The following is a 25,666-nucleotide window of genomic DNA, read 5'->3' as shown; positions in this document are numbered from 1 at the left end:
CGGGTGTGCGGTTCGGTATCGGTGGATCAGAGCGGCGGCGCGATGCCTGGGCGGGTCGCCCTCGGGTCGCCCGCGTCGTGCGCCTCCCACCAGCGTGCCGCGCCCGCGATGAATTCGGCCAGCGGGATCTCCCGGCCGGTCGTGTCATTGATGAGCAGGTTGTCGAACCAGACGCGCACGTCCAGCTCGCGCGGGTCGATGCCCTCTTCCTGGGAGAACTCGAGGACGTGGGCCGAGATGTGCTCGTCGATCTCGGTGTCGAAGCTGAGCAGCTCGCTCCACAGCGCCCAGCCGCTGTCATCGAGGTCGATGAACTCCCAGCCGTGCAGCCTGCCGCCGCCGAAGCTGCGGATCGCCTCGTCGAGGCCGTTCAGTTGCAGGGGCAGCACCTGGGGTTCGAGATCGTCCCAGTTCTGCATGCGCAGCGATGCCGCTACGCGGCCGACTCCGGTGAACGTCACCTGAACCCGGTAATCCTCGGTGGGCGTTCCGTTTTCCGGAAGCGTCAGCACCTCTAAGTCGAGTCGTAGTTGCTTGGCCGCCGCGTCGATCTCCAGGCCGAGGCATGTCGCCTCGGACAGAGCGACGTTGAGCCCAGCCGTATCCATGCCGTCGAGTAGCCCCCTGCTCACGTTCATGGCCAACAGGCTACCGACAGCTACCGGTGGAGCCCAGTATTTCAGTTTTTCGCTAGTGTTCTCGTTTTTTATGGAACCGATTCCGACCGGGCGCCGTCCAAGTAGGTATCGGAACCCGGTGCGCCCGTGAGTTTCGAGGTCGGCGGCGAATGACTGCTCCGGGACTGGATCATGGAGGGGAGTTCCGGATCGGTCGTTCGCGCCGCATGCGCACGCCCGCGAGTCTGCTGTCGGCCCGTGAACGGCCCGGATCGGGGTGCGTGGGGCGGCAAAGCGGTTAGCCGGTAGGTAACTTTGATAGCCAAACCCTGAAACTGGTGCGCTGTCTGATAGCTGCAGCCTGTGGATGAAGTTGTGGATTATGTGGATAACTCTGTCGGAGGTATGCACATGCGCGCCACGATCAGGGCGTCGATCAGGCTTCCGGGACGCAGAACATACCTGAAGTACCGGCTCGATGTCGAGTCGCCGACGGCCGGGGCGCGGGCCCGGAACTCCACGGCACTCGCCCACCCATGGCAGGATCGAAACCGTGACGAGTCCCCATGTTCCTTCGGTCCCGGTGGACGCGGTACCGAGCGAATTCGACAGCAGCAGGCCGAGCACGGCCGACGGCGCACAGGCGATCCTGCTCGATGTGCGCGAAGACGACGAGTGGCAGCTCGGGCACGCGCCGGGGGCCGTGCACATCCCGATGGTCGACGTGCCCGCCCGGGTCGACGAGCTGGACTACGACGTCGATCTCTACGTCGTCTGCAGGCAAGGCGGTCGTTCCCTCCAGGTGGTCGAATACCTCACGCACATCGGCTTCGACGCCATCCAGGTGAACGGTGGCATGGTTGCCTGGCAACAGGCGGGGCGCCCGCTGGTCGCGGACGGCGACCAGCAGGCGAAGATCTACTAGTCCGGCAAGACACAGGAGGCACGGTGAGCACGGTCGTACAACCTTGTGCGCGGTGTGGCGCGCGCTGGGCCGTGCAGTCGAGCCCGATGCACTGGTGCCCGCGCTGCCGCGGCGTGCTGCTGTCCCCCGCACCCATCGACGCGCCCGCCGAGCGGCGCAACTATCGCTGGGTGGCGCGCAGGCCCGACCAGCGCGGCCGCCGACATCCGGCCACCGGCCGCCCGCCGAGCCGGGAAACGCCGCGCTACACCCAGATTCCGCGATGGGGCCTGCTCGACCCGCCGCCCCGACCCGCCGCCGCGGCACCCGCGCCGCTCACTCGGCTGACCAAGTGGGCGTCTTCGCTGCTGATCGCCACCGCTGCGACGTTCGCGGTCGCGGCCGTCGCCGAGCTGCTGCGCTATCTACTGCTGCTGCGCAATCGGACGCGGCTGATCCATCCGGCGGTGCTGGTCTGTTCCGACGTGCTCGTCCTCGCCGCGGCGCTGCTCGCGTTGCTGTTCGCATTGCTGGCCGCGGTGGCCGTGGTCGGCTGGTTGATCGACGCGCGCAGGCTCGCCTTCCAGGAAACCGGCCGGGCCGACCCGCGATCGGTGCGGGCACTGGTGCTCGGCTGCGTGATCCCGGTGGTCAATCTGCTGTGGCCCGGCGTGTTCCTGACCGAGATCGTCGCCGGGCGCGCCGATCCGCGGGCGTTGCGGGCGATCCGGATCTGGTGGGCCGCCTGGGTATTCGGCGGCCTGGTCGCGGTGGCCGCGCTGGTGTGGCGGACCGCGGATTCGTTGCAGGTCAAGGCGGACGGCGTGCTGTTCACCGCGTTCACCGACCTGGTCGCCGCCGCGGTCGCGCTGCTCACCCTCGCGATGATGCGGGCGGTGCAGGAGCGCGACGTGCGCGGCCGCAGCCGGACCGCGCGGCGCTGGTTGATCGCCGTCGACCCGGCCGTGCCGGTGATCGAGCCGGTGCATCCCGGTGGCCGGGCGCGGCGCGCGGCCGAGGAGTCGCCGCAGGACACAGCTGAAGACAACGGTGCAGTGGACCGTGAGCACGAGGAGGTTTTGGCCAAGTGAGCGAGGTCAGTCGCGCACCGTTCGTGGTGGCGCACCGAGGTGCTTCGGCGGCGCGCCCCGAACACACGCTCGCCGCATACGAATTGGCGCTCCAGGAAGGCGCGGACGGCGTGGAATGCGACGTCCGGCTGACCAGGGACGGGCACCTGGTGTGCGTGCACGATCGCACCGTCGATCGGACCTCCTCGGGCACCGGGCTGGTCAGCGAGATGACCCTGGATGAACTGAAGGAGCTCGACTTCGGCGCGGACGGCGAAGGGGCGGAGGTACTCACCCTCAGCGAGCTGATCACGCTGGTGCTCGACTGGCGCAGCAGGCCGACCAAACTGTTCATCGAGACCAAGCACCCGGTCCGTTATGGCGCGCTGGTGGAGAACAAGCTGCTCGCCGAGTTGCAGCGGTTCGGCATCGCCACGCCCGCGTCCGCGGATCACTCGCGTGCTGTGGTGATGTCCTTCGCGGCCACCGCGGTCTGGCGGATCCGGCGCGCCGCACCGCTGCTGCCGACCGTGCTGCTCGGTGAATCGTCGCGCTATCTCGGTGGTGGTGCCGCGACCACGGTCGGGGCCACCGCTGTCGGCCCGTCCGTGAAGACGCTGCGCGACCATCCTGAACTGGTCGACAAAGCCGCGGCGGCGGGACGTGCCACCTACTGCTGGACCGTGGACGACCCCGACGATGTGCGGCTGTGCGCCGATCTCGGCGTCAGCTGGGTGGCCACCAATCATCCCGGGCGTACCAAGGCCTTGCTCGACGCCGCCTGAAACAGGCTTGCGCCGCTCACTTCTGGATCGTATCGACCAGTACCGCCGGTCGGCGCTGCTCGGCGTGCGATGGGCTCGGCCGTCCGCGCTGGCGCGAATCCATGGGGAGAGGAAGCGCGCTAGCCCCGCTCGCTCAACACGCAGGGCGGGCGAAAGGTGGCTTGACAGAGTCGGTCCGGTGACCAGCTCGCATCGGCCCGGGAGTGTCGGCGAACCAGGTTGTGCGGCTGCGCAGTTGGCCGGACGCCGGTTCCTGTTCCGTCCTGACCCCGCCGCCGACCGGGCTCGCTGCCGTGGCGCGCGGGGTGGCGGCGCGCACACCATGTAGGTTGACCCCCCGTGGGTAAGAGCAAGCGGAATAGTCCTAAGCCCGGAGGGAACCGGGCACAGCGTCTCGCCGAGCGGAAGGTGGCGCTGGAGCAGGCGACCCAGTCCGTCACGCGTCCCTTCGAGGGACTGGCCGCGGAGTGCGATCTGGTCGCGCTGTGCGAGTTCGTGCCGTCGGCGACCGCCGAGCTGAAGCTGGCGCCCGGTGTCGCGGCCGAGCGCGCGGTGGTGCTCGGCACCGTGCTACCGGGCGCGGTGGCCGCGCTGGTCCGGGCAGGCGATCAGCCGAGCGGCTATGTCGGCGCGCAGGTGCAGTTCCAGGGCGCCGACCTCGGTGCCGATCTGGCCGCCGCGATCCTGTGGACCCAGTCCGCCGAGCCCGGCGACTCGCTGGCCTCGGTGGAGAGCATCGCCGGCGGCCCGAGGCTGACCGACGTGATCGATCCCGGTGCGGACCTGGATCTCACGGTGCATCAGGACTTCGACTGGTGGGTGCCGGAAGGTGTGCAGCCCGACCCGCAGGTCGCCGCGACCATCGAACAGGCCAAGCAGGCGATCAAGCCGTCGGCGCGGATCGCGCTCGGCCCGGACGCGACCGGCGCGGCCTGGTGGGTGGACGCGGGCGACAAGGCGCACATCCGCTGGGTCCGCCCGGAGAACGAGGACGACCTGATGCTGGCGCTGGCCCGCCTGCACGCCGCGGGTGGTCTGCACCTCGGCGAGGGTTCCCGGTTCGCGGGCTCGTTCCGCACGCATGGTGTGCTTGTCCCGGTTTTCGATCTGGATCCCGAGCAGCACCCCAGCGAATGGGCAAAGCCCGCACAGGAATTCGATGCCAGACTGGCCGAGGTACTTGCCTCGGACGAGCCGTTGACGGCCGGCGAGCGCCGGTCCAGGGACGGCCTGCGGTCGCGTCAGGTAACCCTGCGCTGACTCTCGGTCAATGACGTGCGGAATTTTGTGAAGAATCCCCCTTTCTAATATTGTCGCGGTTAGGTTCTCCGCTACTATCGGACGCTGGTGGACCCACCGACCTGATGATTGAAAGAGGAAAAGACTCCATGGACGAACTGATCACCGCGCTCCGGACCCTGCTCAGCACCATGAGTGCCAAGTAGGCCGTCCGCCGAAACGGCAAAAGGCCCAGCTCTTCATGCAGAGCTGGGCCTTTTCGCGTTCGAGCGACAACCGTGGATCAGATAGATCCGCCCGCCGCTGAAGGGGCACCGGACGCGTCGCTGGCGCCACCCATTTCCCTGGCGATGAACTCTTCCAGGTCGAACAGGTTGGACCCGGCGCGCTCGGCGATGGTGAGCAGGGTGGTCATGTTGGCGACCTCCTCGACCTGCTCCTTCAGGAACCACTGCATGAACTGCTCGCCCAGGTAGTCGCCCTCTTCACGGGCGGTGCTCGCCAGCTGGATGATCTGGTCGGTGACCGTCTTCTCCTGCGCGAGGGCCAGCGCGATCGGCTCGTGCACATTCTCGAACTTGGACTTCGCGGCGTCGATGCCGGACAGCTCGACAGTGATATCCCGGTCGAGGAAGTACTGCACGATCATCATCGCGTGATTGCGTTCTTCGACCGCTTGCGCATAGAAACGCTTGGCCAACTGCGGCAGGTCAGCATTGTCGAACCACACCGCGATTGCGATGTATTGATGCTCGGCGTTGAATTCGTGCCTGATCTGATCGTGGAGCAGGCCGTGGAATTTGCTGCGTGGGGACTCCGGATGGCTGGACATAGTATGCGACATTAGCGCTGGTCAAGACGCTTGTCATCCAAGTGCTACCTTATTGAGGCTAGTATTGCCTAATTAATTCTTCGCTGCCCCAGCCATTCTCGGGGTTGCGTTATCGACCCGCTGCGGGGCGCGGAGTTCGCGGGCGATGAAGTCCTCGACGTCGAATAGATCGTTCGTGGAACGGTCGATCACGGTCAGCAGGGTGGTCATCTTCGCGACGTCTTCGACCTGTTCCTTCAGGAACCACTGGATGAAGCGCTCGCCGAGATAATCACCCGAGCCGCGGGCCGCGCGCGCGAGCCCGGTGATCTGCGCGCTCCTTGTCTGTTCCGTCTCCAGCAGGAAAGCTATTGCGGCACGGGGTGATTCGAAGGTGGACCGGATCTCGTCCAGCCCGCCGATGTGGATCTCCAGATCGCGGTCGAGCAGGTACTGGACCATCCGCAGCGCGTGCGCGCGTTGCTCGCCGGACTTGGCGTAGCAGTGTTTCGCCAACTGCGGCAACCGATTCGAGTCCAAGTACACGGCGGCCGCGAGGTACTGCTGCGCGGCCGTGAAACCGTGACGAATCTGCGCACTGAGCAAAGCGGGGAACGACTGATCGAGCTCGGTATTCGTCATGTAAACGACGCTACCGCGTCAGCAGGTCGTCCGGAATCGGTCTGTCCGAGGCAATCGCGTCGAAGAACTGGCCCGCCTTGTTCTTGTCCCACAGCAGCACATTGCCGCTGTCGGTATCTTCGAAGCCGCCGACCGGCACCGTCGTCGGTATCGTGTCGCCGCGCATCGCCCAGCCGAGCTGCGCAAGATTCCAGATGTGGTCGCCGTCGGCTACCTTCAGCGATTTCACCATGCCGGTCGCCATCGGCCACAGCTTGAACGGATTGGCCAGGGTCGCACCGCTGGTCGCCTTCTTCACCAGCGCCGCCATGAAGATGCGCTGGTTATTGATCCGGTCCAGATCGGCGAGCGCGGTCGCGCGGCTGCGCACGAAGCCGAGCGCCTCCGGGCCGTTCAGCTTCTGGCAGCCCGCGGGCAGGTTGATCCCGGCCAGCGGGTCGTCGATGGCCTTCGGCAGGCAGACATCGATGCCGCCGAGCGAGTCGACGACACCGGCGAAACCGCTGAAGCCGATCTGCGCGTAGTGATCGATATGCACGCCGGTCGCGATCTCGACGGTCTGCACAAGCAGTTGCGGCCCGCCGATCGCGAAGGCGGCGTTGAGCTTGTCCTTACCGTTGCCCGGAATGCTGACGTAGGAGTCGCGCGGCAGGCTGACCAGCGTGGTCTTGCCCGACTGCGGGATGTGCACCAGCATGATCGTGTCGGTGCGTTCCGGGCCGACCTCGCCGCCGGTGGCGAGCTCCTGCTCCTGCTCGGGCGTGAGGCCCGCGCGGCCGTCCGAACCGACGAGCAGCCAGTTGGTGCCCGGCGTATCGCCGATACGGCCGGCATAGCCGGCCAGCGCGGGGATACGGGTCAGCGAGCCATCGAGTTTCACCACGGCGCCGACCGCGGCCACGATCAGTACCAGCAGCAGAACCAGGAACCAGCGGAAGTAGTGGCGCTTGCGGCGCGGGCGCGGCGGACGAGGCTGACGCTCGCCGCGCGGGGGGCCGGGCGGCGGTGGCGGCGGGTTGCCCCGGTACGGCCGCTGCGGCGGCGGTCCCTCGCGGTAGGGCACCGGTTGCTGCGTGGGCGCGTGCGTCGGCGCCTGGCGCGGCTTGTCCAGCGGTGGCCGGCGTGACGCGACGTTTTCCGGCGGGACCTGCGAATACGCCAGCGGCTGCTGCGGGCCGCCGCGATGCAGCACCTGGGTCGGCTCGATGTACGGCGACTGCGGGTCACCGGGTGGCCCAGCGCGGTGCGGCCCGGGACGCTGCATCGGCGGCGGGCCGGGCGGCGGCACCCGGCGCATTCGCGCGCGGTACTGGGGGTCGTCGCCATTCATCACTGTGACTCTACTTATCAGTCGTCGTTCGGGGTGGTCGTGCGACGGATGATCTCGCGCCGATTCCGGCGCTTGTTGTACTCAACTGCCCTTGGTACGTCGCGCCGGTCTCGGTGCCCGTCCGTCCGCGCACTCTCTATGAATTCGCCTGCGCCGTCCCGCTGTTATCGCAATGCGGAGAACTATTGGATCACGAGCTTCGCGCGGCTGTATCGATGCAGGTGAGGGGTGATGGCGATGGATCGATGTGTTTGTCGACACCACGCCGCGCGGACGAGGGCTTGGTCGTGCGGGTACGGCAGTCGGGCTATCGGGTAGAGCAGTCGGGCTATCAGAAGTGCGGCGGTCGGGCTGTCCCGGTGCGGCGATCAGGGTGCTGAGAGTGCGGTGGTCAGGCTGTTCGGAGCGAGACGTTCAAGCCCTTTGGAAGTGCGGCACGGGGGACTTGATCGGTGCGGTGCGCGTCGCTGGTCGCGCCGGGGCAATAGATTCGAGCCCATGCGTGGTGAGTCCGGGGCCCAGAGCGGCGAGTCCGAGGTGACAGAGCGGGAGCGGCTCGGGATCAAGCTCGAGATCGCGGTCGTGCTGGTGGTCACCTTCGGGTTGAGCGGGCTCAACGCGGCGCTGTCGCTGGTGGAGAGCGCGCTCGCGCCGGGTGGCGTTGGCGGGCAAACCGTCGCACTGAATCCCTCGCGGTCCGCGCAATCAACGATCGATCTGCTGTTCCAGCTGCTGAGCGTCACACGGCTGGTCGGCTGGGCGGCACTCGGCCTGTATCTGTTGTGGCGCAGCGGAATCGGGCCGCATCTGGTCGGGTTCGCGGCTCGGCTGCGCTGGCGCGCGGATGTCGTGCCCGGGCTGGTGCTCGCGGCCATCATCGGAGTGCCCGGCCTCGGCCTCTATCTGACCGCGCATGCCTTGGGGATGAGCGTGACGATCGTGCCCGCCTCGCTCGGCGACCACTGGTGGCGGCTGCCCGCGTTGATCCTGTCTGCCTGCGCCAACGCGTTCGCCGAGGAGATCATCGTGGTCGCCTACCTGATCAGCCGCCTGCGCAAGCTCGGCTGGTCGGAGAACTCGGCGCTGGTCGCCTCGGCCCTGCTGCGCGGCAGTTACCACCTGTACCAGGGTCTCGGCGGCGGTATCGGAAACCTGGTGATGGGCTTGATCTTCGGGCGCTACTGGCAGCGGACCAACAAACTGTGGCCGTTGATCCTTGCCCATGCCGCCATCGATACGGTCGCCTATCTCGGCTATACGGTCCTGCACGGCCATGTTTCGTGGTTGCCGTAGTCGAATTGCCCAGTCGCGCAGGTGGCTTCGCACGCGGGGCCAGCTGAAACGGCCTGCGGTCAGATGCGGCGTAGGCCGTTGAGGAACGGGCAACCTGCCAAGGTGCGGACCGCGCGGCTGAGCGATTCGATGTCGTCGGCGGGGGAGTTGAACGGGAGACGGAAGTCGTGGTCGCCGTCGCGGCCCTCGATGCGCAGGGTCAGGCCGTAGCGGTCGATGGCGAGCGGGTGCACGATGCCGTGCTGGAGCTGGGGCGGTAGGTGGCGAGCGAGTTGCGCGACGACGTCCGCGTGGTCGGCGTCCATGTGCTGCAGCCAGGCGGATTCCAAGGTGCAGAACGGATCCGGCTGGGCGAGGCGCAGCTCGTCGATGCTTACCGATTCGGCGCCGGTCGAGTCGGCCACCACCGCGGAGTTGATCACCAATCGCAGCAGGGTCGCGCTGTGTCCCACGTCGAGCAGGCCGGGATCCGGGTTGTCCTTGGCGACCTCTCCGGCCAGCGCGCGCTGGGCCTGCGCGGGCACCGCGCGCACCCACCCGCGCAGCCACACCAGCGCGCGGACAGGTTCGCGCAGCGGCAGCGGAGCGTGGTCGGTGAGTTCCAGCACCGCGGGTGCGCCCGCGTCGGGGGAGTTCCCGGCGACGATCGCCGCCACCGAGGTGGTCGGCACCGCGATTACCGCGTCGCCGCACTCGCGCACGTGATGCACGGAGACAGGCGTCGGGTCGATGCCTGGCATGGCTAGTACCGCCTGCTCCGCATGCGCGCACGCACTACGCACCCGCTCTGCGGTGGACGGTGTGGCAGTCGTTGTCGGACGCGGCATGCAAACCTCCGTGGTCGGGCGTTGTTCGCCTCGCTCGGCGCTCAATTAGGTTACCCTAAGCTAAGTGACGAGCGGAACATTCGCAACCGTTCGCCCCATCCTGATCCTGAGAATTCGCGCGCGGCATCGGGCACGGACCCGGTTGTTACGGTGGGTCGGTGGCGCACGGAGACGAAACAACCGGAGAACCAGTACTAATCACGCTGACGACACCCGCCCGGCGCAGCGTCGTCGAAGGCCTGGTGCGCGCTCCCCAACCCGGCAACACCGCCCCGATCCTCGACGCGGACGCCCCCGACCCGGACATCGCCGACTTCCTGGCCACCATCGTCCACACCGACACCGGCTTCATCGCCCGCACCTGCTCGGGCGAGCGCGCTATGGCCATCGTCGCTGCCACCGCCGCCGCGCTCTGCGGCGAAGACATCCCCGCCGCCCTGTCCACCCCGGACATCGCGTTCCTCAACGCCCTGAAACCTCCTGCGGTAGAAGCCCTCCGAACAGTCCTCCTCGCCATCGAGACCGAAGCCATCGAAGAAGTAATCCAAGCCCTCCACCCTCTCGCCCGCCCCTGACTCCACGAGTGCGCACCCTGGACCGGCCGCAACTCGGCTCCCATAAGGACTAGTGATCAGCAGGGCCTTCTCGCGCGTCGGGCGTGTGCTGGTTCGGCTCCTGGGCCGCGGACCCGCGGCTGCGGTGAGATAACCCGGGATGTCGTCGATGGCCGTTGAGCGTCGGCCCCGCGCCATCCTCGGCGGCTGAAAACCCTGGTGGGATGGGGCGGCGGTTAATACCGGGGGGCGCCGGTCGCGGACGCAAGTAAGGTCGTAACCGTGCCGCGTATCGCGTACTTCGGGCCCTCCGGAACTTTCACCGAGATGGCCCTCGCCGAACTCGAATCCTCGGGGGCCTTCGAAGGGGTCGTCGAGCGGGTAGCCGCGCCCAGTCAGGGGGCCGCGCTCGAGCTGATCCGGTCCGGTGACGTGGCGGGGGCGGTGGTGCCGATCGAGAGCTCGGTCGAGGGCTCGATCTCCGCGACACTCGACTCCCTGGCCATCGGCCCGCGGCTGCAGATCGTCGCGGAGACCGAACTCGAGGTGACCTTCACGATCCTCGGTCACCCCGGCACCAGCCTGTCCGAGGTGCGCACGCTGGCCGCCTATCCGGTGGCTGCCGCGCAGGTGCGCGAGTGGGTGTCGCGGGAGTTGCCGCAGGCCCAGCCGTACGTGTCGGCGTCGAATGCCGCGGCGGCCGAAGACGTGGTGGCGGGCAAGGCGGATGCCGCGGTGTCCACCGCGCTGGCCGGTGCGCGGCTCGGGTTGGCGGTGCTGGCCTCCGGCGTGGCCGACCACGAGCAGGCGATCACCCGTTTCGTGCTGGTCACCCGTCCGTGCGTGGCACCGCCCGCGACCGGCGCGGATCGGACGTCGATCGTGCTCGAGTTGCTGAACGAGCCGGGTTCGCTGATGCGCGCGTTCGCCGAATTCGCTACCCGCGGTATCGATTTGACCAGGATCGAATCCCGCCCCACCCGCACGGGCATGGGCACCTATCGCTTTTATCTCGACTGCGTCGGGCACATCGATGACACCGCGGTGGCCGAGGCGCTCAAGGCTCTACATCGCACCGCCCGGATCCGGTTCCTCGGTTCCTGGGCCGCGACGTCGGCCACCGGCACGCCACCGCCGTCGGACGACGCGGCCGCCGAATGGCTGACCCAGCTACGAAAGGGGGTGGCGGATCTGTGACCGAAGCAAAGATCGGCCCGGGCAAGTTGGTGCTGGTCCGGCACGGAGAGACCGAGGGCAACGTCGCAAAGCTCCTCGACACCAAGGTTCCCGGTTTACCGCTCACCGAACGCGGTGCGGCACAAGCCAAGCTTTTCGGCGAGAACCTGATCAACCCGCCGCAGGTCCTGTTCTGCTCGGCGGCCCAACGCGCCCGCCAGACCGCAGGCTATATCGAAGCGGCGACCGGCGTGCCCGCCGTCGTGCTGGACAACGTGCAAGAGGTGCAGGCCGGCGACCTCGAGGGCAAGCACAGCCAAGAGGCACACCTCTTCTTCCAGCGGATCTACCGAGCCTGGCACAACGGCGACCTGGATCAGCGTGTCCCCGGCGGTGAATCCGGCCGCGACGTCCTCGCCCGCTTCCTGCCGATCATCGAGGACCTCCGGGAAAAGTATCTGACCCCCGACTCGACCGGCGACGTACTGCTGGTCAACCACGGCGCCGCCATGCGCCTGGTCTCCCGCTACCTAGCCGACGTGCTGCCCCCCTTCACCACGAACAACCACCTCGACAACACCGAAACCATCGAACTGGTCCCCCTCCCCGACGGCACCTGGGACTGCACCCGCTGGGGCCGCTTCACCCCGCCCTTCGGCTACGACGTCGCCCCCACCTCCGACGACCCGATGGGCTAGCAGCACCTCCCGCCCACGAATCCCTTTCCCCCGCCCACGAATTCGCCGTCGACCGGGAATCGCTCGGCTGGCTGAGTTCACCGTGGTTCGCGGCGGGCGCGGCGCCGTCGTTGCAGGCCGGGGTGTATTCCGGCGGGGAGGTCCGCGTGTGCGGCGATGCGACGGAGAAGCGGGAGCAGCAGGGTTCGCTCGGTCTCGTCCAGGGGTGCGAGAATTTCCGATTCCAGCGCGTCGGCCTCGGATTGGACCGCCTCGAGCACTTCGCGCGCGTGATCGGTGAGGTGGACCGCGTGTGCGCGACGGTCGTCCGGATGCGGGCGCCGGGTGACCAGTGTGCGCGCCTGTAGCTCGTCGACCAGTCCGACCATCGCATTGCGGTGGACCCGCAGCAGATCCGCGAGTTCTTGCTGACTGCGCCCATCGGTGGCGGTCAGGTGGCCAAGGACCGCGAAGTGGGCCGGATCAAGGTCCAACCGCGCCAGCTGCTCGGTGAACCGGTGTGCCACGTGATGACCGATCTGCGACAACAGGAATACCCCACGCGAGTCCAGCGGCCGGTTCACCATGACCTCACATTAGCAACTCAACATGATTGCCATATAACATGATTGACAGCTAATGGGATTGTCACTTACGGTGACAATATAACAGCCTCCGGCAACCCCGCCGTCCCTGACATAGACGCCCCGGTCACAGTGATCAACACAATGTCCGTACCTGCGGCTCAACGCGACCTATTCCTGAAACGCTGGCGGGATAATGCCCAGTACATGGCGTCCGCGCCCGGCTTCCGCCGCTCCAGGATGTTCGAGGCGGCCGCTGAGGCTGCCGAGGCGGTCTTCGTCAACGTCGGTGACTGGGACAGCGGCACTGCCCTGCGCAGTGCCCTCGGCACTCCACAATGGAGCCAGCTGAATCAGCGGATCCAGGACGAGCTCGAGCTCACCGCACGACCGATGATCTACCGCCTGGCCCTCGACGTAGCACCCGGTGACGTGCTGTCCGAGTGACCACCGATCGATAATCCGAAATCTCAGCACCCCGGCCGACGCGTAGGAGACAAACAGTCGGCCGGGAAGATACCCGGCGCAGCGAGATTCCTTGCCGGGCAACAGTTCACCAGGACCCCACCGCCGTTCGAACCGATCGGGTGCCGAGTCCCATCGCCGTCAGCGAATCCCACTCAGCTCCGCGTCATCCGGCACGTCATCGGCCGCCTCCGCTACATCTGCCGTGTCCGAGTCCGAACCCTCCCCAATCCGTCTGCACATCAAGGAAGAACCATGTCGCGCAAGAACCTCAACACCGTCCTGGCCACCGCCGTCGTCGGGTTCACCTGCTACCTCGCGTTGTCCTTCATCCTGACCCCCGAGACGGCGGCTCAGGGCTTCGGCCTGCCGGACTGGCCCGGTGGCGACGGCGGCGGCTTCCTCATCGTGAAAGGCTGCCGCGAACTCGCGATGGGCCTTGGCACGGGCATCCTGCTGGTGACCGGCCAGCGCCGCGCCCTGGGTTGGGTCCTGCTGATGACGGCCGCCGCCCCGCTCGGCGACATGGTCAACGTCCTTGGCCACCACGGCTCCACGGCCACCTCGTTCGGCGTCCACGGCCTGACCTCCGCGCTGATCGCGGTCACGGGCCTGCTGCTCCTCCGCGAGACCAGTAAGGCCCGCAAGGCCGCTGCCCCAGCGCTCGCCGCGCAGCTCGCCTGAGGTCTGCACGCCTCCCTACGGCCGCAACACATTTCACGAACGAGGACTCGATGAAACAGCTCTACTGGACCGCCGTCGCCTATACCGCACTGGGCCTGCCGTCGGGCCTGTTCTACCGCGAACTCACCAAGGCCCACCAGTTCACCGGCAAGACCGAACTCGCCGTAATCCACACTCACCTGCTGGCGTTGGGAACACTGTTCTTCCTGATCGTTCTGGTGCTCGAACACCAACTCGCCCTGTCGAGCACCCGCGCCTATCGCTGGTTCTTCGTCGTCTACAACACCGGTGTGTGCTGGGTGGTGTCGTGCATGACCATCATCGGTGCCCGGACCGTCCTCGGGTACGGCGAATACAAGCCGCTGTCGCACCTGGCCGGCGGCGGTCACATCCTGCTGACGATCGGATTCGTGCTGTTCTTCGTCACCGTGCATCAGGCCATCACAGCCCGCCGCGAGGCGCCGCCCGGCAGCAGCGCAGTCAGTTCCTCGGCCCGGCCGTCCTTTTCCTGACCGGCCGAGGAACTGAGGTTCTAGACCTGCTCAGGCTTGCGCGGAAACTCCGCCCGCTCGGGCAGCTCACTGATCAAGTCCTGCAACGCAGTTCGCAACCGTGCCGGTGTCCCGGTGGCGAGCGAGGTCCACTTCACGCCGTCGTCGGACTTGCTGGCGGTCGCGATGAAGCGTCCGCCGCGGGTGTTGAAGACCGCGATGTGGTTGTCGGTGACGTCGCGGGTGCCGTCGCCGTACACCACGGCGACGATCTCGGCGTGCGAGTGGATCTGCACCATGGCCGAGGCGAGGGATTTCGCGTCGGCCGGCGGGGTGCCGACCTTCGCCAGTCGGGTGGCGGTCGCTGCCGCGTCACCGGTGTCGTCGAAGATCGGGACCAGCTGTTCGGTCGGTGCCCGCATGCCGGTGAGGTCGAGCGGGTCGGCCGGGCCGAGGGCCGCGATCACCGGGCCGGGCAGGTCGTCCTGGGCCTCGTCGATCACGTAGGACTGCGGCCCGCGCAGGGCGACGGTGACAACGTCGTCGCCCTTCGCGAGACACATGCGACTCGCTTGACCGTCCACGAACAGCCGCAGCGCGACCACCCAGTGCGGGCGATACAGCGCGAGCAGCCGGTCCTCGAGTTCCTGATGGATCACGTCACCGATCATGAGTTCCCGATCGATGAGCGACTGGGCGGCCACGGCCATCGCGGCATCGTGATCGGTCACGTTGTCGTATTGCCCGCGTGCGTCCAGCACGACGGGCACCTCGTCGATCCCCAGCTTCTCCAGGAGAAACTGCATCTCGTCGAGCGACAACACCACCGACGCGAGCATCGACGGGCCGCGGCCCGCACCGAGCACCGTCACTTAGCGGCCGTACCGGCTGTGTCGGCGCCGATCACTCCGTCGGCGGCGTAGCGGCCGTCGTTGAAGTGTTCGATCGAGCGCAGGTAGTCCTGGCTCTTGTGCTCGGACTCGTCGTCTTCGTCGCGAACCTGGTTGCCCAGCAACGGGCTACCGGGCGTGCTGTTGCGCTGCACCGGCGCCGCGGTGGGCTGGCTGACCGAGACGTTCTCGGCGACCGGCGCCGCGGTGGGCGCACCACCGATCGCGCCCGCGCCCCAGCCTTGGGGAAGCTTCATCGAACCGTTGCCGACCGAGACCGACGCGCCGGAACCGAACGACGCCGACCGGGTGCCAGCGGAAACCGCGGAGGCCAGACCCGCGCCGCCGACCATGGTGGCCGGGGCGACACTGCTGATGCCGGGTGCCGCGGCGCTGCTGACCGCCGCGATCGCGTGCGAGCCGATGGTGCCCGCGGTGGACACGCCGGTGGTCGCCACCGAGCCCGCGACGTTCGCCGCCTGCGTCACCGCGCCGACCACACCGGGGTTGTTCGCCAGTGCCGCCGCGGTCGAGATCGCGGTCTGCACCGGATCGGCATTGGTGGCCTGGTAGGCCTGATCGGCCTGGCCCGCCGAATCCGCGGTGCCCGCGCCGTGCGCGATCGCGGGCGGGTTGACGAACTCGCCCGGTGTCAGCACCATCGCGGTGGTCGCCGCCTCGTAGGTCTCCATGGTCAGCGCCGCACGAAGGTCGAGCGCGGCCTTGGCCGCCTCGGCCGCTTCGGACGAGCCGTTCAGCACGCCGCCGGTGGAGGCGGCGGCGACCCGGGCCGCGTCGACCGCGGCGATCTCCGGGATGCTCGGCATGGCCAGCGACGCCACGGTGTAGGCGATGGCGTTGCCCGCCGCCTTCGAGCCCATGGTGGCCGCCATGACGCCCTGCTGCTCGGCCCAGCCGATGAATCCGGTGAGCTTGGACAGCGCGGAGATGCCGTTGATGCCCTGCATACCGACACCGAGCTCCGCCATCACCCGGGCGACGGTCGCGGTGGCGTCGACCCACGCGGCGGTGAGCCCGCCCCACGCGGTGGCGGCGGCCGAGATCGGGATGGCGTGCGCGCCCGAGTTCAGCGCGATCGAGTTGCCTTCTGCGAGACGGGGCAACCAGAACACCCCGGTAATTCCTGCGGTCATGCTTTCTCCCCTTGCTAGTGCTGTGTGCGATGCCCGCAGGCGTTAAGCGATTGTTCCGCTGATGATGTCGACGACGCCCGCGCGGGCGACATCCTCACCGATGTGGGTGACGAGCTGGCTGCGCAAGGTCGCGGCAGCGTGATGCAGCTCCAGAATCCCCTGGGCGACCGCCTGGTCGTGCGTCATCGCCCCCTTGTTGAGGTGGTTCGCGGCGTGCAGCGACACCTCGTCGACACCGGACGGGATGACATGCGTCGCGGGCGCGGTCACCGCGGCGGCGGCAGCCAGCCGCTCGGCGAGTAGATCCAGCTCGGCGGCGGCAGCGAGGACGACTTCGGGTTGTACTAGTACGTGGCCAACCATGACTCGACTCCTTCTAGTGGCGGCTATGGGGCGGAACCACGAGAATTCCCCCTTCGAGTGATAGGACGCGACAGCGAAGCGATCGGTTCCATCGAATCCCCTAAAGTTTCTTCCTGTCTCACCCCAACCGCAACCGCACTCATACAGCTGGGATAAAGACTAGCCCCATCCCAGCTGATGTAGGCGCTCTTCGTCAATGCCGAAATAGTGTGCGATCTCATGGATCACGGTGATTACCACCTCTTCCACCACTTCGGCCTCGTCCGCGCAGACGGCGAGGATGGACTCGCGATAGATCGTCACCGTGTCGGGCAGCGCGCCGCCGTAGTGGCTGTCGCGTTCGGTGAGCGCGATCCCGTGATAAAGCCCGAGTAAATGTGGATCCTTCGGATTGCGTGGTTCGATCAGCACGACCACGTTATCGATAGCGCGGGCCAGCTCCGGTGGAATGCGGTCGAGCGCGTCGCCGACCAGCTCCTCGAAACGGTCCTCGGACATGGAGACCGGCATCGTCGCGGATTACCTCGGCTGTGGCGGCAGCGGCGCCGCGCCGGGCAGCGGAGTGGGGGTCGAGCGCCCGGTGTTCGGCGGCGGCTGCGGCGCCTGGCCGTTGATCAGGATGTCGCCCTTCGCGGAACCGGTGATCGGCGCGAAGCCCTCCCGATCGGCCCCCTTGCCGACCATGCAGTCCAGCTTGCGGCTGCCGGCCAGCCAGCTGCGCGCGTCCAGGTAATCGAAGAACAGCGTCAGCGTCTTGTTGCGGACCACGTCGGGCCCGCCGAGATAGTCCGACGAGGTCCGCGCGCATTCGTCCTCGACGAATTTGTCCTGCTCGTCCTTGGCCGGCGGGCCACCCTGGAACCGCTGGCCGAGATCGATGGTGGAGACCACCTCCACCGCGTGCACCTGCGCGCAGTCCACCGGGTCGGTGGGCAGGTTCTGGTTGATGCCAAGGCACACGCCGGGCCCGTACACCTTCGACTGATCGTGTTCGGCGGCGCTGCCCACCGACGGCGGCGTGCCGGTGCTCGCCGCGTACTGCAACCCGCAACGCAGCGTGCGATCGCCGTGCTGCCAGCCGTCGGGACTCGGATACATCAACCCGACGATGTAGCGCCCGCGCGGATCGAACTTCCCGCCCATGTATTGCTGCACCGCTGGCACGCAGTGCTCTTCCTTCAACTCGGTCAGCCGCAGCGAGTCAGGGAACCGGGAGCCGGGCCCGAACTCCTTGCCCGGGTATTTGCTCATGTCCACATCCGCCGCGACCTCGAACATGTGCTTGGTATCGCAGCGCACCTTGAACAGGTCGGAGTGGTCCGGCTTGGACCAGCTCAGGCAGTCACCCTTGACCGCGGTGCCGAATTCCTTGTCGACCACCGGCTCGCCGGGTGAGCCGGGGGTGTGCGCCTCGACCTTGTTGTTGTCGAACCCGGTCACGAACAACGTCACCAGTGCTGCGATCACGGCACCCGCGGCCACCAGCAGCAACCCCCAGCGCAGGGTCGGCGCGGGCAGCGGCGTATCGCCGGTGAACAAGCCCCGAACCGTGTCGAACGAACGCCGCACCCCGCCGGGGCGCGACGGCAGGCCACGCTTGGGTAGCCGGCTCGATGGCTCTGGCTTGGGTGCATGATCGGAGGAGGACATCGCGATCCATCATGGCAGTCTCCGCGCCACGGTGCCACGACCTGGTCTGATCAGCCCTTTTCGCCGCGCTAACCGCGCAATGCCGAGGCGAAGATGCCGGGAATCCGCGCCGGGTTGCCGCTGGCGTAGAACTCGGTGAGCTTGCGCCCGGTTTCCGCCGCGGTCGCGTTGTCGACGAACCACGGCGGCTTCGGCGACAACGCCAGCTCACCATGCAGCACCGAGCGCGGCGCAGGCCGGAACGGTCCGCGCACCACCGTGCGTTCCACGTCGTCGAGCAGAAAAGCGTTGTGCACCACGCCGATTCCACTCTGCACGTCGTCGAGGGTGTGCCCGGGGAACGCGCCCCAGGAGGCGCGCGGGGCCAGGAAGGCGAGCCCGGTCCAGGCGTTCACCGCGATCGCGCCGTAGCGCAGCCGTTCGAGGGCGCGATCGAAGCCGATGCCGAGTTTGCGGATGGTCGACGGGTGGGCGAGCACGTTCGCGCCGAGCGTCCCGATGAGTTCCTTGTTCGCGAAATCGACCGCCTGCTGCAGGAATTCACCGTCCGCGTAGGGCAGCTCGACCACGCCGAGGACAGGCGAGAAGTACTCGGTGCGCAGCAGCGGCGTGTCGGTCAACGGCACCTGCTCGACCAGCACGCGACCCGAGCCGACCTGGTCGGCGCCGGGATAGGCGGCCAGCGCGTCGGCCACCCGCGAGTCGCTACCCGGGTAGTAGGCGGACCGCTGCGGCGCCTGCACGAGGGCGGTGCGCAGCTCGGCCAGGAACTTGTCCTTGAGCGCCCACTCCTTGCTGATCACGACGGCCTGCGCGGCGATGCAGTTGTAGCCGCCGTTGTGCAGCCGCTGGGTCGCCACGTGCTCGGCTTGATAACGCAGGTCGGCATCGGACCAGTCACCGGGCACCACGATGGTCGGCGAGACCCCGCCGAGCTCGCTGGTGATCGGCTTGTCCAGCAGCGGCCGGTTGTCCTGCTTGCGTGCCAGCCCCTCCGGCCCCGGCCCCCACACGATCGCGTCGTGCGTCTGCGCGCTGCCGGTCATGTGCACATGCGCGACGTCGGGATGGTGCACCAGGTAGCCGCCGGTCGCCGCGCCACCCGTCACAATCCGCAGCACCCCGAGCTCGCACAGCGGCGCGAACACCATCTCGAACACCGTGTACAGCGGATCGGTGATCGGGTTCAGCTTCAACACGACCACCCGGTTGTGCGCGTACAGCTCATACAACGCGTCCAGCGGCGGAATGGAGGTGATGTTGCCCGCGCCGAGCACCGCCCCGATGCCGCCGGTCGCGGTCGGATCGAGCTGGGCCAGCCCGGCCCGCTGCCGCGCGGTATCGGCGTCGACGCCGGGCCGCAGCCACACCTCGCCGTGAAAACCGTTGAGCAGCAGCCGGTCATAAGCGCTCAACGGCAGGATCGGCACCGCGACCCGATTGCCAGGCGCCGACTTGACCGCGACCCCGTCGAGCGGACTGCGCCCGTCCTCCAGCGCGGCCATCGTCGCGGACAGTGCCGCAGTCGCCTGCAGCAGGGTCAGCGGCCCGGACATCCACTCCTCGCCGACCAGCGGCGAGTCCGCGGCCAGGCCCTTGATGGTCAGCGCGGCCCGCACCCAGTCGTCGGCGAAGCGTCCGGTCCTGGCGTGGATGTCGTCGAGGAGTTCGCGGCGGCGGCGCAGCGGGGTCTGTGCCCACACCTTCGCGCCCGCGGTCAGCTCGGCCAGTGCGTCGTCGATCGCTGATTCGTCGAAAGTTGTACCCACAAGCCAACTATGCGCGCGTCGTCGGCCGAGTGCGCCGCATCCAGGGATATCGGGGTGAAACCGCAATAGCCAAACCACTAGGCTGAGGCCCCATGATCGACCTCCGATTCCTGCGGGACAACCCCGACGCGGTCCGCGCCTCGCAGCGTGCCCGTGGCGAAGACCCCGCCCTCGTCGATGCCCTGCTCGAGGCGGACGCGGCGCGCCGCGCGGCGGTGGCCACCGCCGACAACCTGCGTGCCGAGCACAAGGCGATGGGCAAGCTGGTCGGTAAGGCGAGTAAAGAGGAGCGCTCCGGGCTGCTCACGCAGGCCCAGGAGATGTCGGTCAAGGTCAAAGAGGCCGAGGTCGCGCAGCACGCCGCCGTCGCCGACATGGACGCCGCGCACCGCGCCCTGTCGAACGTGGTGCAGGACGGCGTGCCGGCCGGCGGCGAGGCCGACTATGTCGTGCTCGAAACCGTGGGCACACCAACGGAATTCGATTTCGAGCCGAAGGATCACCTGGAACTCTCTGAGTCGCTCGGCCTGATCGACATGGAACGCGGCGCGAAGGTCTCCGGCGCCCGCTTCTACTTCATGACCGGCTACGGCGCCCTGCTGCAGCTCGGGCTGCTGCAGCTCGCGGCGCAAAAGGCGGTGGCCAACGGTTTCACCATGATGATCCCGCCGGTGCTGGTGCGCCCGGAGATCATGGCGGGCACCGGCTTCCTCGGCCAGCACGCCTCGGAGGTCTACCGCCTCGCCGAGGAGGACCTCTATCTGGTCGGCACCTCGGAGGTGCCGCTGGCCGGTTACCACTCGGACGAGATCCTCGACCTGAGCAACGGCCCCAAGCGGTACGCGGGCTGGTCGTCGTGCTTCCGGCGCGAGGCGGGCAGCTACGGCAAGGACACCCGGGGCATCATCCGGGTGCACCAGTTCGACAAGGTCGAGATGTTCGTGTTCACCACGCCCGAGCAGGCCGATGCCGAGCATCAGCGGCTGCTCGGCTGGGAGCGTGACATGCTCGCGGCCGTCGAGGTCCCTTACCGGGTCATCGACGTCGCCGCAGGCGATCTCGGCAGCTCGGCCGCGCGCAAGTTCGACTGCGAGGCCTGGGTGCCGACCCAGCAGACCTACCGTGAACTCACCTCCACCTCGAACTGCACCACCTTCCAGGCCCGTCGTCTTTCCGTGCGCTACCGCGACGAGAACGGAAAGCCGCAAATCGCAGCCACTTTGAACGGCACGCTCGCGACCACCCGGTGGATCGTGGCCATCCTGGAGAACAACCAGCAGGCCGACGGTTCGGTGCGGGTGCCTGCGGCGCTGGTTCCGTTCGTTGGCACCGAGGTGCTGACGCCGCCGAAGTAACGCATACCTGGCGTGCGGCACGCAGCAGGCGATAGGCGGACATCTGCCCGTCCGAACTGCCGCTGGTTCGCCTCTGTACAGGCTGCGCCGGTGCCGACGAATGTGGAATGTGGGCACCGGCGGCCAAGTCGCGTTGGCTACCCGAATGTTTCGCGAAGCTGAATAGCTACCGGTTCGCCATGCCGGATTCACGGGATGTGGCAACCGCTGGGATTCGTTGTGTCTAGGCTATTGTCCGTGCGAGGAATCGGGGCGCGCGGCGATACCCGAACCCGGGTGCGGGCGGCATCGGCGCTGGCGACAGCTATGGTCATGGCTCGGACCACCGGGGCGTTCTACGTCATGGGTGGTGTGCTGGGTCTGCTTATTACTGCGATCGCCCCGGGCGAAGAGGGGAATCGGCCGCTGGTCGGCACGGCTGCGGCTATCGCGCTGACGCTGGGACTCACCCTGCTCGCGTGGGGTCCCCGGCTGCCGCACTCCGTCCATCACGGGTACGTCGCCATCGCGACGGTGCTGGTCACGGTCGCGGTCTACGCCTTCCCGAACACCGTCGGCGCGATCAGCCTCGCCGCCTTCTATGTCTTCGTCGCCTGCGATGCCGCGTTGTTCTTCGCGTGGTCGCAGGCCGCCGCGCACATCGCCTTCGCCATGGTGCTGTGTCTGTGGGTATTGCCCGTGCGGCCGGTGCATCCCGGGTTGCCGTGGTGGTCCGGGTTGATTCCGGCGGGGGTCACCCTCGGCGTCGGCGTGGTGGTCGGCATCCTCACCAGGATGGCGTCGGAAGCCGATATCGACGTGCTGACCGGGCTTTTGAACCGGCGCGGCTTCGATCGCGCGCTCAACTCCGCGATCGAGCAGGCCGCCCGCACCGGCCAGGGACTCGCGCTGGTGCTCGTCGACCTCGACCGATTCCAGAAGATCAACGACCACCTCGGCCACCGGGCCGGCGATGCCGTGCTGCAGCGGGTCGCCGACACCTGGTCGAAACTGCTTGCGCCGGACCAGCGCCTGGCCCGCTACGGTGGCGACGCGTTCGCGATGCTGTTGCCGAACACCACCGAGCAGGCCGCCATCCTGCTCACCGAGCAACTGCGCGCGGCGGTGACCACCGGCTGTTCGGCGGGCGTGACCTCTTGGCAGCCAGGCGAATCCGGCTCGCTGCTGGTGAGCCGCGCGGATGTCGGCCTGTACCGGGCCAAGCAGGCGGGTCGCAACCGGACGGTCCTCGAGTCCTCGCGTCAGCTGCCGCTCGCGGTGGAGTTGCGCGAGGCCATCGACCGCGGCCTGCTCGACGTGCACTACCAGCCGATCGTCAGCCTCACCGAGGGCGGCGGCAAGGCGGTCGGTGTCGAGGCGCTGCTGCGCTGGTCGTCGAGCGCGCAGCCGGACGTCACCACCGAGGGCCTGATCCGGGTCGCCGAGGAATACGACCTCATCTCCGATCTGGATGAGCTGGTGTTGCGCAGGGCCTGCGCCGACGCGGCTCGACTGCAGGACACCTTCGCTCAGCTCGATCTGACGCTGAACGTCAATGTCAGCGGCTTGGAGCTGGCCGAGGCAGGCTATGCCGATCGCGTCGCGGGCATCCTCGCCACCACCGGCTGGCCTGCCGAACAACTGGTGCTCGAGGTGACCGAGAGCGAGCTGGCCGCCGAATCGCACACCGCCATCGCGAATCTGCACACCTTGCGCGACCGAGGCGTGCGCATCGCCATCGACGACTTCGGCACCGGATACTCCTCGCTCAGCAGGCTGGCCACGCTGCCGAGCGACATCCTCAAGGTCGACCAGTCCTTCGTCGCCGCCATCCGCTCGGACTCCCCGGCGCCGCCGCTGCTCGGCGTGATCGCCGCCTTGAGTAGCGCGCTCGACCTGCAGGTGATCGCCGAGGGCGTGGAGACCGAATACCAGGCCGCGGTGCTCACCGAACTCGGCTTCGCCCTCGCGCAGGGCTATCACTACAGCGACTCGCACCCGGTCGCGGACCTGATCAGCGACCTCAACGAGAACCACGGGCGGGTCGGGCCGGGTACCGCTGGGCGCGAGCTCGACGACGGCGATTCGATGCACGCCGCCAACGGCTGGCTGCCACTCGGATAATCGCTTGACGCGGTCGGCCGCAGGTTCGCATGCTGATACACATGCGTTTGATCGTTTACCTCTGTTGATCTGTCGCCCGGCTGACGGGTAGCGTCCTCCGCTCGCGCTCGCGTCCAGCCGCTCTCTATCGCCGCTCGGCTCTTGTCCGCGCGGAGTTGACGGCCCGTTCGCTGACGATCCGCGCCGTGCTGTTCAAGGGCATCGGCGACCTGATCCCGCTCTACGCGCTGTACTCGCTGCTGTTCGCCGACCACGGGCTGAACACCGGGCAGATTTCCTCGTTGTTCGCGATGTGGTCGGCTACCGCGTTCCTGCTGGAAGTGCCGTCCGGCGCGTGGGCGGACACGGTGTCGCGGCGCGTGCTTCTGGTGCTCAGCGGCGCCCTGCTGACGGCAGGGTTCGCGCTGTGGACCCTCGTCCCGACTTATCTAGGCTTTGCCTTGGGATTCGTAGTGTGGGGCACCGCAGGCGCTTTGGCCTCCGGGACGTTCGAGGCCCTCGTCTACGACGATCTCGCCGCCCGCGGCGAGCAGTCCGCCTACGCTCGCATCCTCGGTTACACCCGCGCGGCTTCGGAAACCGCCATTGTCGTCGGTATTGTCGCCGCCACGCCGCTGTACCTCTGGGGCGGTTATGCGCTGATCGGTTGGTCCAGTGTCGGATTCGCCGCGCTGCACACGGTGATCGCGATGTCGCTGCCCAATGCGCCGAAGGCGGTATCCGCCGCCGACACCGATGAGCTGGCAGACGAAGAGACGCCGCCGGTCGCTGGAGCTACGGCCGACAAGCACACCTCGATGTCGAATAGCGTTGTTGCCGAGTTGAATCGGAACGGCACCTCCGATGGTCTCGCGACAACTGTTGACGGTCGAGTCGAATCGAGCGACGCGGACGAGAAGGCGCGCGGACCGATCGCCCGCTACCTCGCCATGCTGAAGACCGGTGTCAGGGAAGCGTTTCGGGTGCGCGCGGTGCGCAACGGCGTGCTGCTCGGCGCATTGTTGTTCGGCATCACCGCGTTCGACGAGTACTTCGCGCTGCTCGCCGAGTCGGCCGGCGTGCCGACGGCGGTGGTGCCGCTGCTCGTCGGACTGACCGTGCTCGGCTCGCTGGGCGGCTCGCTGCTGGCCGGACGTACCGAGGGCATCTCGGGACGCACGATGGCCAGTGTCGTCGGCATCGGCGGCGTCCTGTTCCTCGGCGGCGCGCTGATCGCCGGACTTGCCGAGCGATGGCCTAGTGCCGTGTATGTCCTTACCGGCCTTGGCTTTACGGCGATCGGCCTGTCCTACGGCATCGTTTACAACGCCGGTGTCGTCGCCGGAGCTCGGCTGCAAGACGCGATCGAGGGTGCGGCCCGAGCCACCGTGACCTCGGTATCCGGCCTGCTCGGCGAGGTCGTCGCGCTGGCGGTATTCGCCTTCGCCGCGCTCGCCACCACCTGGTGGTCGATAGCTACCACCCTCGCTCTGCTCGGCGCCACCATCCTTCCCATCGCCCTGCTGACGCCGTTTTGGCTACCGCCGAGACCGGCCGATGCCGAGGACAAGACCGGGGACTAGTCGAGCGGGACACCGATGAGATGGCTTGCGGTGAGCAGGAACTGGTCGGTGGAGCGATCGATCAGGACGGCCCGGGTGACCGGAAGGGTGCCCGCCAGCCAGCTGTTGGTGGTTTCCCAGAGGCCGCCGAGCAAATGGGTGGCGGCGAATTCGGCTTGGTCACCGGCGTTTTCGACGACCTCGGCACCGACCTCGTCCGCGCACACGGCCATCATGATGCCCGCGAACGAGCGCATCACCTCGGCTCTGCGCATCAGCAAGGCCGGGTTCAGCTGGGCCTCGACGGTGGCGATGCGTGCCTTGCGCGGGTCGTCGGCGATCAGGTCGATGGCCGCGGCGATCGCGGCCCTGGTCTTGGCGCGGATATCGGTGGGCGTCGTGACGAACGCGGTGACCACCGCCTGCCCGATCTCGTCGACGATCCGGTCGAACAACTCGCTGAACACCGCGTCGAGATCGCGAAAGCTCTCGTAGTAGTACCGCTCGGACAGCCGCGCCTCGGCGCACAACCCCGAGACGGTCAGCTTGGCGAAACCCGAGGTCCCGATGATTTCCTGGGCCGCGTCGAGCAACGCGGCACGCCGCCGCGCTTTGCGCTGTTCGATCGGCACGCCGCCGTAGGACCGCGAGGTGGTAGCCATCGGAGCCATTCTGGCATACATCCTTGCCAG

Annotated in this window: 27 protein-coding genes; 14 read left to right on the top strand and 13 right to left on the bottom strand. The window is 67.8% G+C overall.

The window, feature by feature from the left end; genetic code table 11:
* Window positions 1-26: 26 nt before the first annotated feature.
* On the bottom strand, window positions 27-638 hold the full coding sequence (locus ACIA8C_RS41415; RefSeq protein ID WP_397144704.1) for a hypothetical protein: 612 nt from the start codon (window positions 636-638) through the stop codon (window positions 27-29).
* Between the two features lie 532 nt (window positions 639-1,170).
* On the opposite strand from ACIA8C_RS41415, the gene ACIA8C_RS41410 reads away from it, so the two are divergent.
* The 4 genes from ACIA8C_RS41410 to ACIA8C_RS41395 all read left to right on the top strand — a co-directional run bounded on the left by ACIA8C_RS41410 (window position 1,171) and on the right by ACIA8C_RS41395 (window position 4,636).
* Window positions 1,171-1,542 carry a rhodanese-like domain-containing protein gene (locus ACIA8C_RS41410; RefSeq protein WP_397144702.1) on the top strand — a complete coding sequence of 124 codons (372 nt, stop codon included), beginning with the start codon at window positions 1,171-1,173 and terminating at the stop codon, window positions 1,540-1,542.
* 23 nt (window positions 1,543-1,565) lie between these two features.
* A complete protein-coding gene (locus ACIA8C_RS41405) occupies window positions 1,566-2,612 on the top strand; it encodes a DUF4328 domain-containing protein (RefSeq protein ID WP_397144700.1) in 1,047 nt (348 codons plus the stop codon).
* Window positions 2,609-3,376, top strand: coding sequence for a glycerophosphodiester phosphodiesterase (locus ACIA8C_RS41400; protein WP_397144698.1), 768 nt, complete (start codon window positions 2,609-2,611; stop codon window positions 3,374-3,376). Before ACIA8C_RS41405 ends, ACIA8C_RS41400 begins: the two co-directional genes overlap by 4 nt.
* Window positions 3,377-3,715: 339 nt before the next feature.
* On the top strand, window positions 3,716-4,636 hold the full coding sequence (locus tag ACIA8C_RS41395) for a DUF5926 family protein (protein ID WP_397144696.1): 921 nt from the start codon (window positions 3,716-3,718) through the stop codon (window positions 4,634-4,636).
* Window positions 4,637-4,898: 262 nt separating this feature from the next.
* On the opposite strand, the gene ACIA8C_RS41390 is transcribed toward ACIA8C_RS41395, so the two are convergent.
* The 3 genes from ACIA8C_RS41390 to ACIA8C_RS41380 form a co-directional block, all read right to left on the bottom strand.
* Complete coding sequence (locus ACIA8C_RS41390) at window positions 4,899-5,447, bottom strand: ferritin (RefSeq protein ID WP_397144694.1); 549 nt, start codon at window positions 5,445-5,447, stop codon at window positions 4,899-4,901.
* A 72-nt stretch (window positions 5,448-5,519) separates the two neighbouring features.
* Window positions 5,520-6,068: a ferritin gene (locus ACIA8C_RS41385; RefSeq protein WP_397144692.1), complete on the bottom strand. Its 549-nt coding sequence runs from the start codon at window positions 6,066-6,068 to the stop codon at window positions 5,520-5,522.
* A 10-nt stretch (window positions 6,069-6,078) separates the two neighbouring features.
* The gene (locus tag ACIA8C_RS41380; protein WP_397144690.1) at window positions 6,079-7,398 is read right to left on the bottom strand and encodes an LCP family protein; all 1,320 of its coding nucleotides are present in this window, start codon (window positions 7,396-7,398) and stop codon (window positions 6,079-6,081) included.
* Between the two features lie 498 nt (window positions 7,399-7,896).
* On the opposite strand from ACIA8C_RS41380, the gene ACIA8C_RS41375 reads away from it, so the two are divergent.
* The gene (locus ACIA8C_RS41375; RefSeq protein ID WP_397144688.1) at window positions 7,897-8,691 is read left to right on the top strand and encodes a CPBP family intramembrane glutamic endopeptidase; all 795 of its coding nucleotides are present in this window, start codon (window positions 7,897-7,899) and stop codon (window positions 8,689-8,691) included.
* 59 nt (window positions 8,692-8,750) lie between these two features.
* Here ACIA8C_RS41375 and ACIA8C_RS41370 read toward each other — a convergent pair whose 3' ends face one another.
* On the bottom strand, window positions 8,751-9,518 hold the full coding sequence (locus ACIA8C_RS41370; RefSeq protein ID WP_397144686.1) for a DUF2470 domain-containing protein: 768 nt from the start codon (window positions 9,516-9,518) through the stop codon (window positions 8,751-8,753).
* A 158-nt stretch (window positions 9,519-9,676) separates the two neighbouring features.
* Here ACIA8C_RS41370 and ACIA8C_RS41365 point away from each other — a divergent pair, with 158 nt between their 5' ends.
* From ACIA8C_RS41365 to ACIA8C_RS41355, 3 genes are all read left to right on the top strand, one after another.
* Window positions 9,677-10,093 (top strand): hypothetical protein, encoded by a 417-nt coding sequence (locus ACIA8C_RS41365; RefSeq protein WP_397144684.1) that lies wholly within the window; start codon window positions 9,677-9,679, stop codon window positions 10,091-10,093.
* A gap of 261 nt (window positions 10,094-10,354) precedes the next feature.
* Window positions 10,355-11,269, top strand: coding sequence for a prephenate dehydratase (gene pheA, locus ACIA8C_RS41360; protein ID WP_397144682.1), 915 nt, complete (start codon window positions 10,355-10,357; stop codon window positions 11,267-11,269).
* Window positions 11,266-11,946, top strand: coding sequence for a histidine phosphatase family protein (locus ACIA8C_RS41355; RefSeq protein ID WP_397144680.1), 681 nt, complete (start codon window positions 11,266-11,268; stop codon window positions 11,944-11,946). The genes pheA and ACIA8C_RS41355 overlap by 4 nt, the downstream gene beginning before the upstream one ends.
* Before the next feature lie 77 nt (window positions 11,947-12,023).
* On the opposite strand, the gene ACIA8C_RS41350 is transcribed toward ACIA8C_RS41355, so the two are convergent.
* Window positions 12,024-12,512 carry a MarR family winged helix-turn-helix transcriptional regulator gene (locus ACIA8C_RS41350; protein WP_397144678.1) on the bottom strand — a complete coding sequence of 163 codons (489 nt, stop codon included), beginning with the start codon at window positions 12,510-12,512 and terminating at the stop codon, window positions 12,024-12,026.
* 129 nt (window positions 12,513-12,641) lie between these two features.
* On the opposite strand from ACIA8C_RS41350, the gene ACIA8C_RS41345 reads away from it, so the two are divergent.
* The 3 genes from ACIA8C_RS41345 (at window position 12,642) to ACIA8C_RS41335 (ending at window position 14,170) form a co-directional block, all read left to right on the top strand.
* Window positions 12,642-12,956: an antibiotic biosynthesis monooxygenase family protein gene (locus ACIA8C_RS41345; protein ID WP_397144676.1), complete on the top strand. Its 315-nt coding sequence runs from the start codon at window positions 12,642-12,644 to the stop codon at window positions 12,954-12,956.
* 273 nt (window positions 12,957-13,229) lie between these two features.
* Window positions 13,230-13,658, top strand: coding sequence for a DUF4267 domain-containing protein (locus tag ACIA8C_RS41340; protein WP_397144674.1), 429 nt, complete (start codon window positions 13,230-13,232; stop codon window positions 13,656-13,658).
* Between the two features lie 50 nt (window positions 13,659-13,708).
* A complete protein-coding gene (locus ACIA8C_RS41335; protein ID WP_397144672.1) occupies window positions 13,709-14,170 on the top strand; it encodes a DUF2871 domain-containing protein in 462 nt (153 codons plus the stop codon).
* 20 nt (window positions 14,171-14,190) lie between these two features.
* Here the strand turns inward: ACIA8C_RS41335 and ACIA8C_RS41330 are convergent, their stop codons facing one another.
* The 6 genes from ACIA8C_RS41330 to ACIA8C_RS41305 form a co-directional block, all read right to left on the bottom strand.
* The gene (locus ACIA8C_RS41330) at window positions 14,191-15,021 is read right to left on the bottom strand and encodes an ESX secretion-associated protein EspG (RefSeq protein ID WP_397144670.1); all 831 of its coding nucleotides are present in this window, start codon (window positions 15,019-15,021) and stop codon (window positions 14,191-14,193) included.
* On the bottom strand, window positions 15,018-16,193 hold the full coding sequence (locus ACIA8C_RS41325) for a PPE domain-containing protein (RefSeq protein ID WP_397144668.1): 1,176 nt from the start codon (window positions 16,191-16,193) through the stop codon (window positions 15,018-15,020). The genes ACIA8C_RS41330 and ACIA8C_RS41325 overlap by 4 nt, the downstream gene beginning before the upstream one ends.
* Window positions 16,194-16,235: 42 nt before the next feature.
* On the bottom strand, window positions 16,236-16,556 hold the full coding sequence (locus ACIA8C_RS41320) for a PE domain-containing protein (RefSeq protein ID WP_397144666.1): 321 nt from the start codon (window positions 16,554-16,556) through the stop codon (window positions 16,236-16,238).
* Between the two features lie 159 nt (window positions 16,557-16,715).
* A complete protein-coding gene (locus ACIA8C_RS41315) occupies window positions 16,716-17,066 on the bottom strand; it encodes a metallopeptidase family protein (protein WP_397144664.1) in 351 nt (116 codons plus the stop codon).
* Window positions 17,067-17,075: 9 nt separating this feature from the next.
* The gene (locus ACIA8C_RS41310) at window positions 17,076-18,206 is read right to left on the bottom strand and encodes a septum formation family protein (protein ID WP_397144662.1); all 1,131 of its coding nucleotides are present in this window, start codon (window positions 18,204-18,206) and stop codon (window positions 17,076-17,078) included.
* Between the two features lie 68 nt (window positions 18,207-18,274).
* Window positions 18,275-19,975: an aldehyde dehydrogenase family protein gene (locus tag ACIA8C_RS41305; RefSeq protein WP_397144660.1), complete on the bottom strand. Its 1,701-nt coding sequence runs from the start codon at window positions 19,973-19,975 to the stop codon at window positions 18,275-18,277.
* A gap of 92 nt (window positions 19,976-20,067) precedes the next feature.
* Between ACIA8C_RS41305 and serS the strand changes: the two genes are divergently transcribed.
* The 3 genes from serS to ACIA8C_RS41290 all read left to right on the top strand — a co-directional run bounded on the left by serS (window position 20,068) and on the right by ACIA8C_RS41290 (window position 24,995).
* Window positions 20,068-21,330 (top strand): serine--tRNA ligase, encoded by a 1,263-nt coding sequence (gene serS / locus ACIA8C_RS41300; RefSeq protein ID WP_397144658.1) that lies wholly within the window; start codon window positions 20,068-20,070, stop codon window positions 21,328-21,330.
* Window positions 21,331-21,567: 237 nt separating this feature from the next.
* The gene (locus ACIA8C_RS41295) at window positions 21,568-23,433 is read left to right on the top strand and encodes a putative bifunctional diguanylate cyclase/phosphodiesterase (protein WP_397144656.1); all 1,866 of its coding nucleotides are present in this window, start codon (window positions 21,568-21,570) and stop codon (window positions 23,431-23,433) included.
* Between the two features lie 155 nt (window positions 23,434-23,588).
* The gene (locus ACIA8C_RS41290) at window positions 23,589-24,995 is read left to right on the top strand and encodes an MFS transporter (protein WP_397144654.1); all 1,407 of its coding nucleotides are present in this window, start codon (window positions 23,589-23,591) and stop codon (window positions 24,993-24,995) included.
* On the opposite strand, the gene ACIA8C_RS41285 is transcribed toward ACIA8C_RS41290, so the two are convergent.
* Window positions 24,992-25,636, bottom strand: a complete 645-nt coding sequence (locus tag ACIA8C_RS41285) for a TetR/AcrR family transcriptional regulator (protein ID WP_397144652.1) — start codon at window positions 25,634-25,636, stop codon at window positions 24,992-24,994. The two genes, ACIA8C_RS41290 and ACIA8C_RS41285, sit on opposite strands and share 4 nt — an antisense overlap.
* Between the last annotated feature and the right edge of the window lie 30 nt (window positions 25,637-25,666).

This window comes from Nocardia sp. NPDC051321 (assembly GCF_044455225.1).
Taxonomy (GTDB): Bacteria; Actinomycetota; Actinomycetes; order Mycobacteriales; family Mycobacteriaceae; genus Nocardia.
The sequence above is the reverse complement of the archived record's forward strand: the minus strand, read 5'-3'. Positions and strand labels throughout refer to the sequence as shown.

What these genes read in the sequence shown, in the direction of transcription:
- ACIA8C_RS41370 (WP_397144686.1), bottom strand. Translation starts at nt 9,518, where the DNA reads ATGCCGCGTCCGACAACGACTGCCACACCGTCCACCGCAGAGCGGGTG.
- ACIA8C_RS41340 (WP_397144674.1), top strand. Translation starts at nt 13,230, where the DNA reads ATGTCGCGCAAGAACCTCAACACCGTCCTGGCCACCGCCGTCGTCGGG.
- ACIA8C_RS41385 (WP_397144692.1), bottom strand. Translation starts at nt 6,068, where the DNA reads ATGACGAATACCGAGCTCGATCAGTCGTTCCCCGCTTTGCTCAGTGCG.
- ACIA8C_RS41375 (WP_397144688.1), top strand. Translation starts at nt 7,897, where the DNA reads ATGCGTGGTGAGTCCGGGGCCCAGAGCGGCGAGTCCGAGGTGACAGAG.
- ACIA8C_RS41380 (WP_397144690.1), bottom strand. Translation starts at nt 7,398, where the DNA reads ATGAATGGCGACGACCCCCAGTACCGCGCGCGAATGCGCCGGGTGCCG.
- ACIA8C_RS41285 (WP_397144652.1), bottom strand. Translation starts at nt 25,636, where the DNA reads ATGGCTACCACCTCGCGGTCCTACGGCGGCGTGCCGATCGAACAGCGC.
- ACIA8C_RS41350 (WP_397144678.1), bottom strand. Translation starts at nt 12,512, where the DNA reads ATGGTGAACCGGCCGCTGGACTCGCGTGGGGTATTCCTGTTGTCGCAG.
- ACIA8C_RS41390 (WP_397144694.1), bottom strand. Translation starts at nt 5,447, where the DNA reads ATGTCCAGCCATCCGGAGTCCCCACGCAGCAAATTCCACGGCCTGCTC.
- ACIA8C_RS41320 (WP_397144666.1), bottom strand. Translation starts at nt 16,556, where the DNA reads ATGGTTGGCCACGTACTAGTACAACCCGAAGTCGTCCTCGCTGCCGCC.
- ACIA8C_RS41335 (WP_397144672.1), top strand. Translation starts at nt 13,709, where the DNA reads ATGAAACAGCTCTACTGGACCGCCGTCGCCTATACCGCACTGGGCCTG.
- serS (WP_397144658.1), top strand. Translation starts at nt 20,068, where the DNA reads ATGATCGACCTCCGATTCCTGCGGGACAACCCCGACGCGGTCCGCGCC.
- ACIA8C_RS41315 (WP_397144664.1), bottom strand. Translation starts at nt 17,066, where the DNA reads ATGCCGGTCTCCATGTCCGAGGACCGTTTCGAGGAGCTGGTCGGCGAC.
- ACIA8C_RS41325 (WP_397144668.1), bottom strand. Translation starts at nt 16,193, where the DNA reads ATGACCGCAGGAATTACCGGGGTGTTCTGGTTGCCCCGTCTCGCAGAA.
- ACIA8C_RS41415 (WP_397144704.1), bottom strand. Translation starts at nt 638, where the DNA reads ATGAACGTGAGCAGGGGGCTACTCGACGGCATGGATACGGCTGGGCTC.
- ACIA8C_RS41310 (WP_397144662.1), bottom strand. Translation starts at nt 18,206, where the DNA reads ATGTCCTCCTCCGATCATGCACCCAAGCCAGAGCCATCGAGCCGGCTA.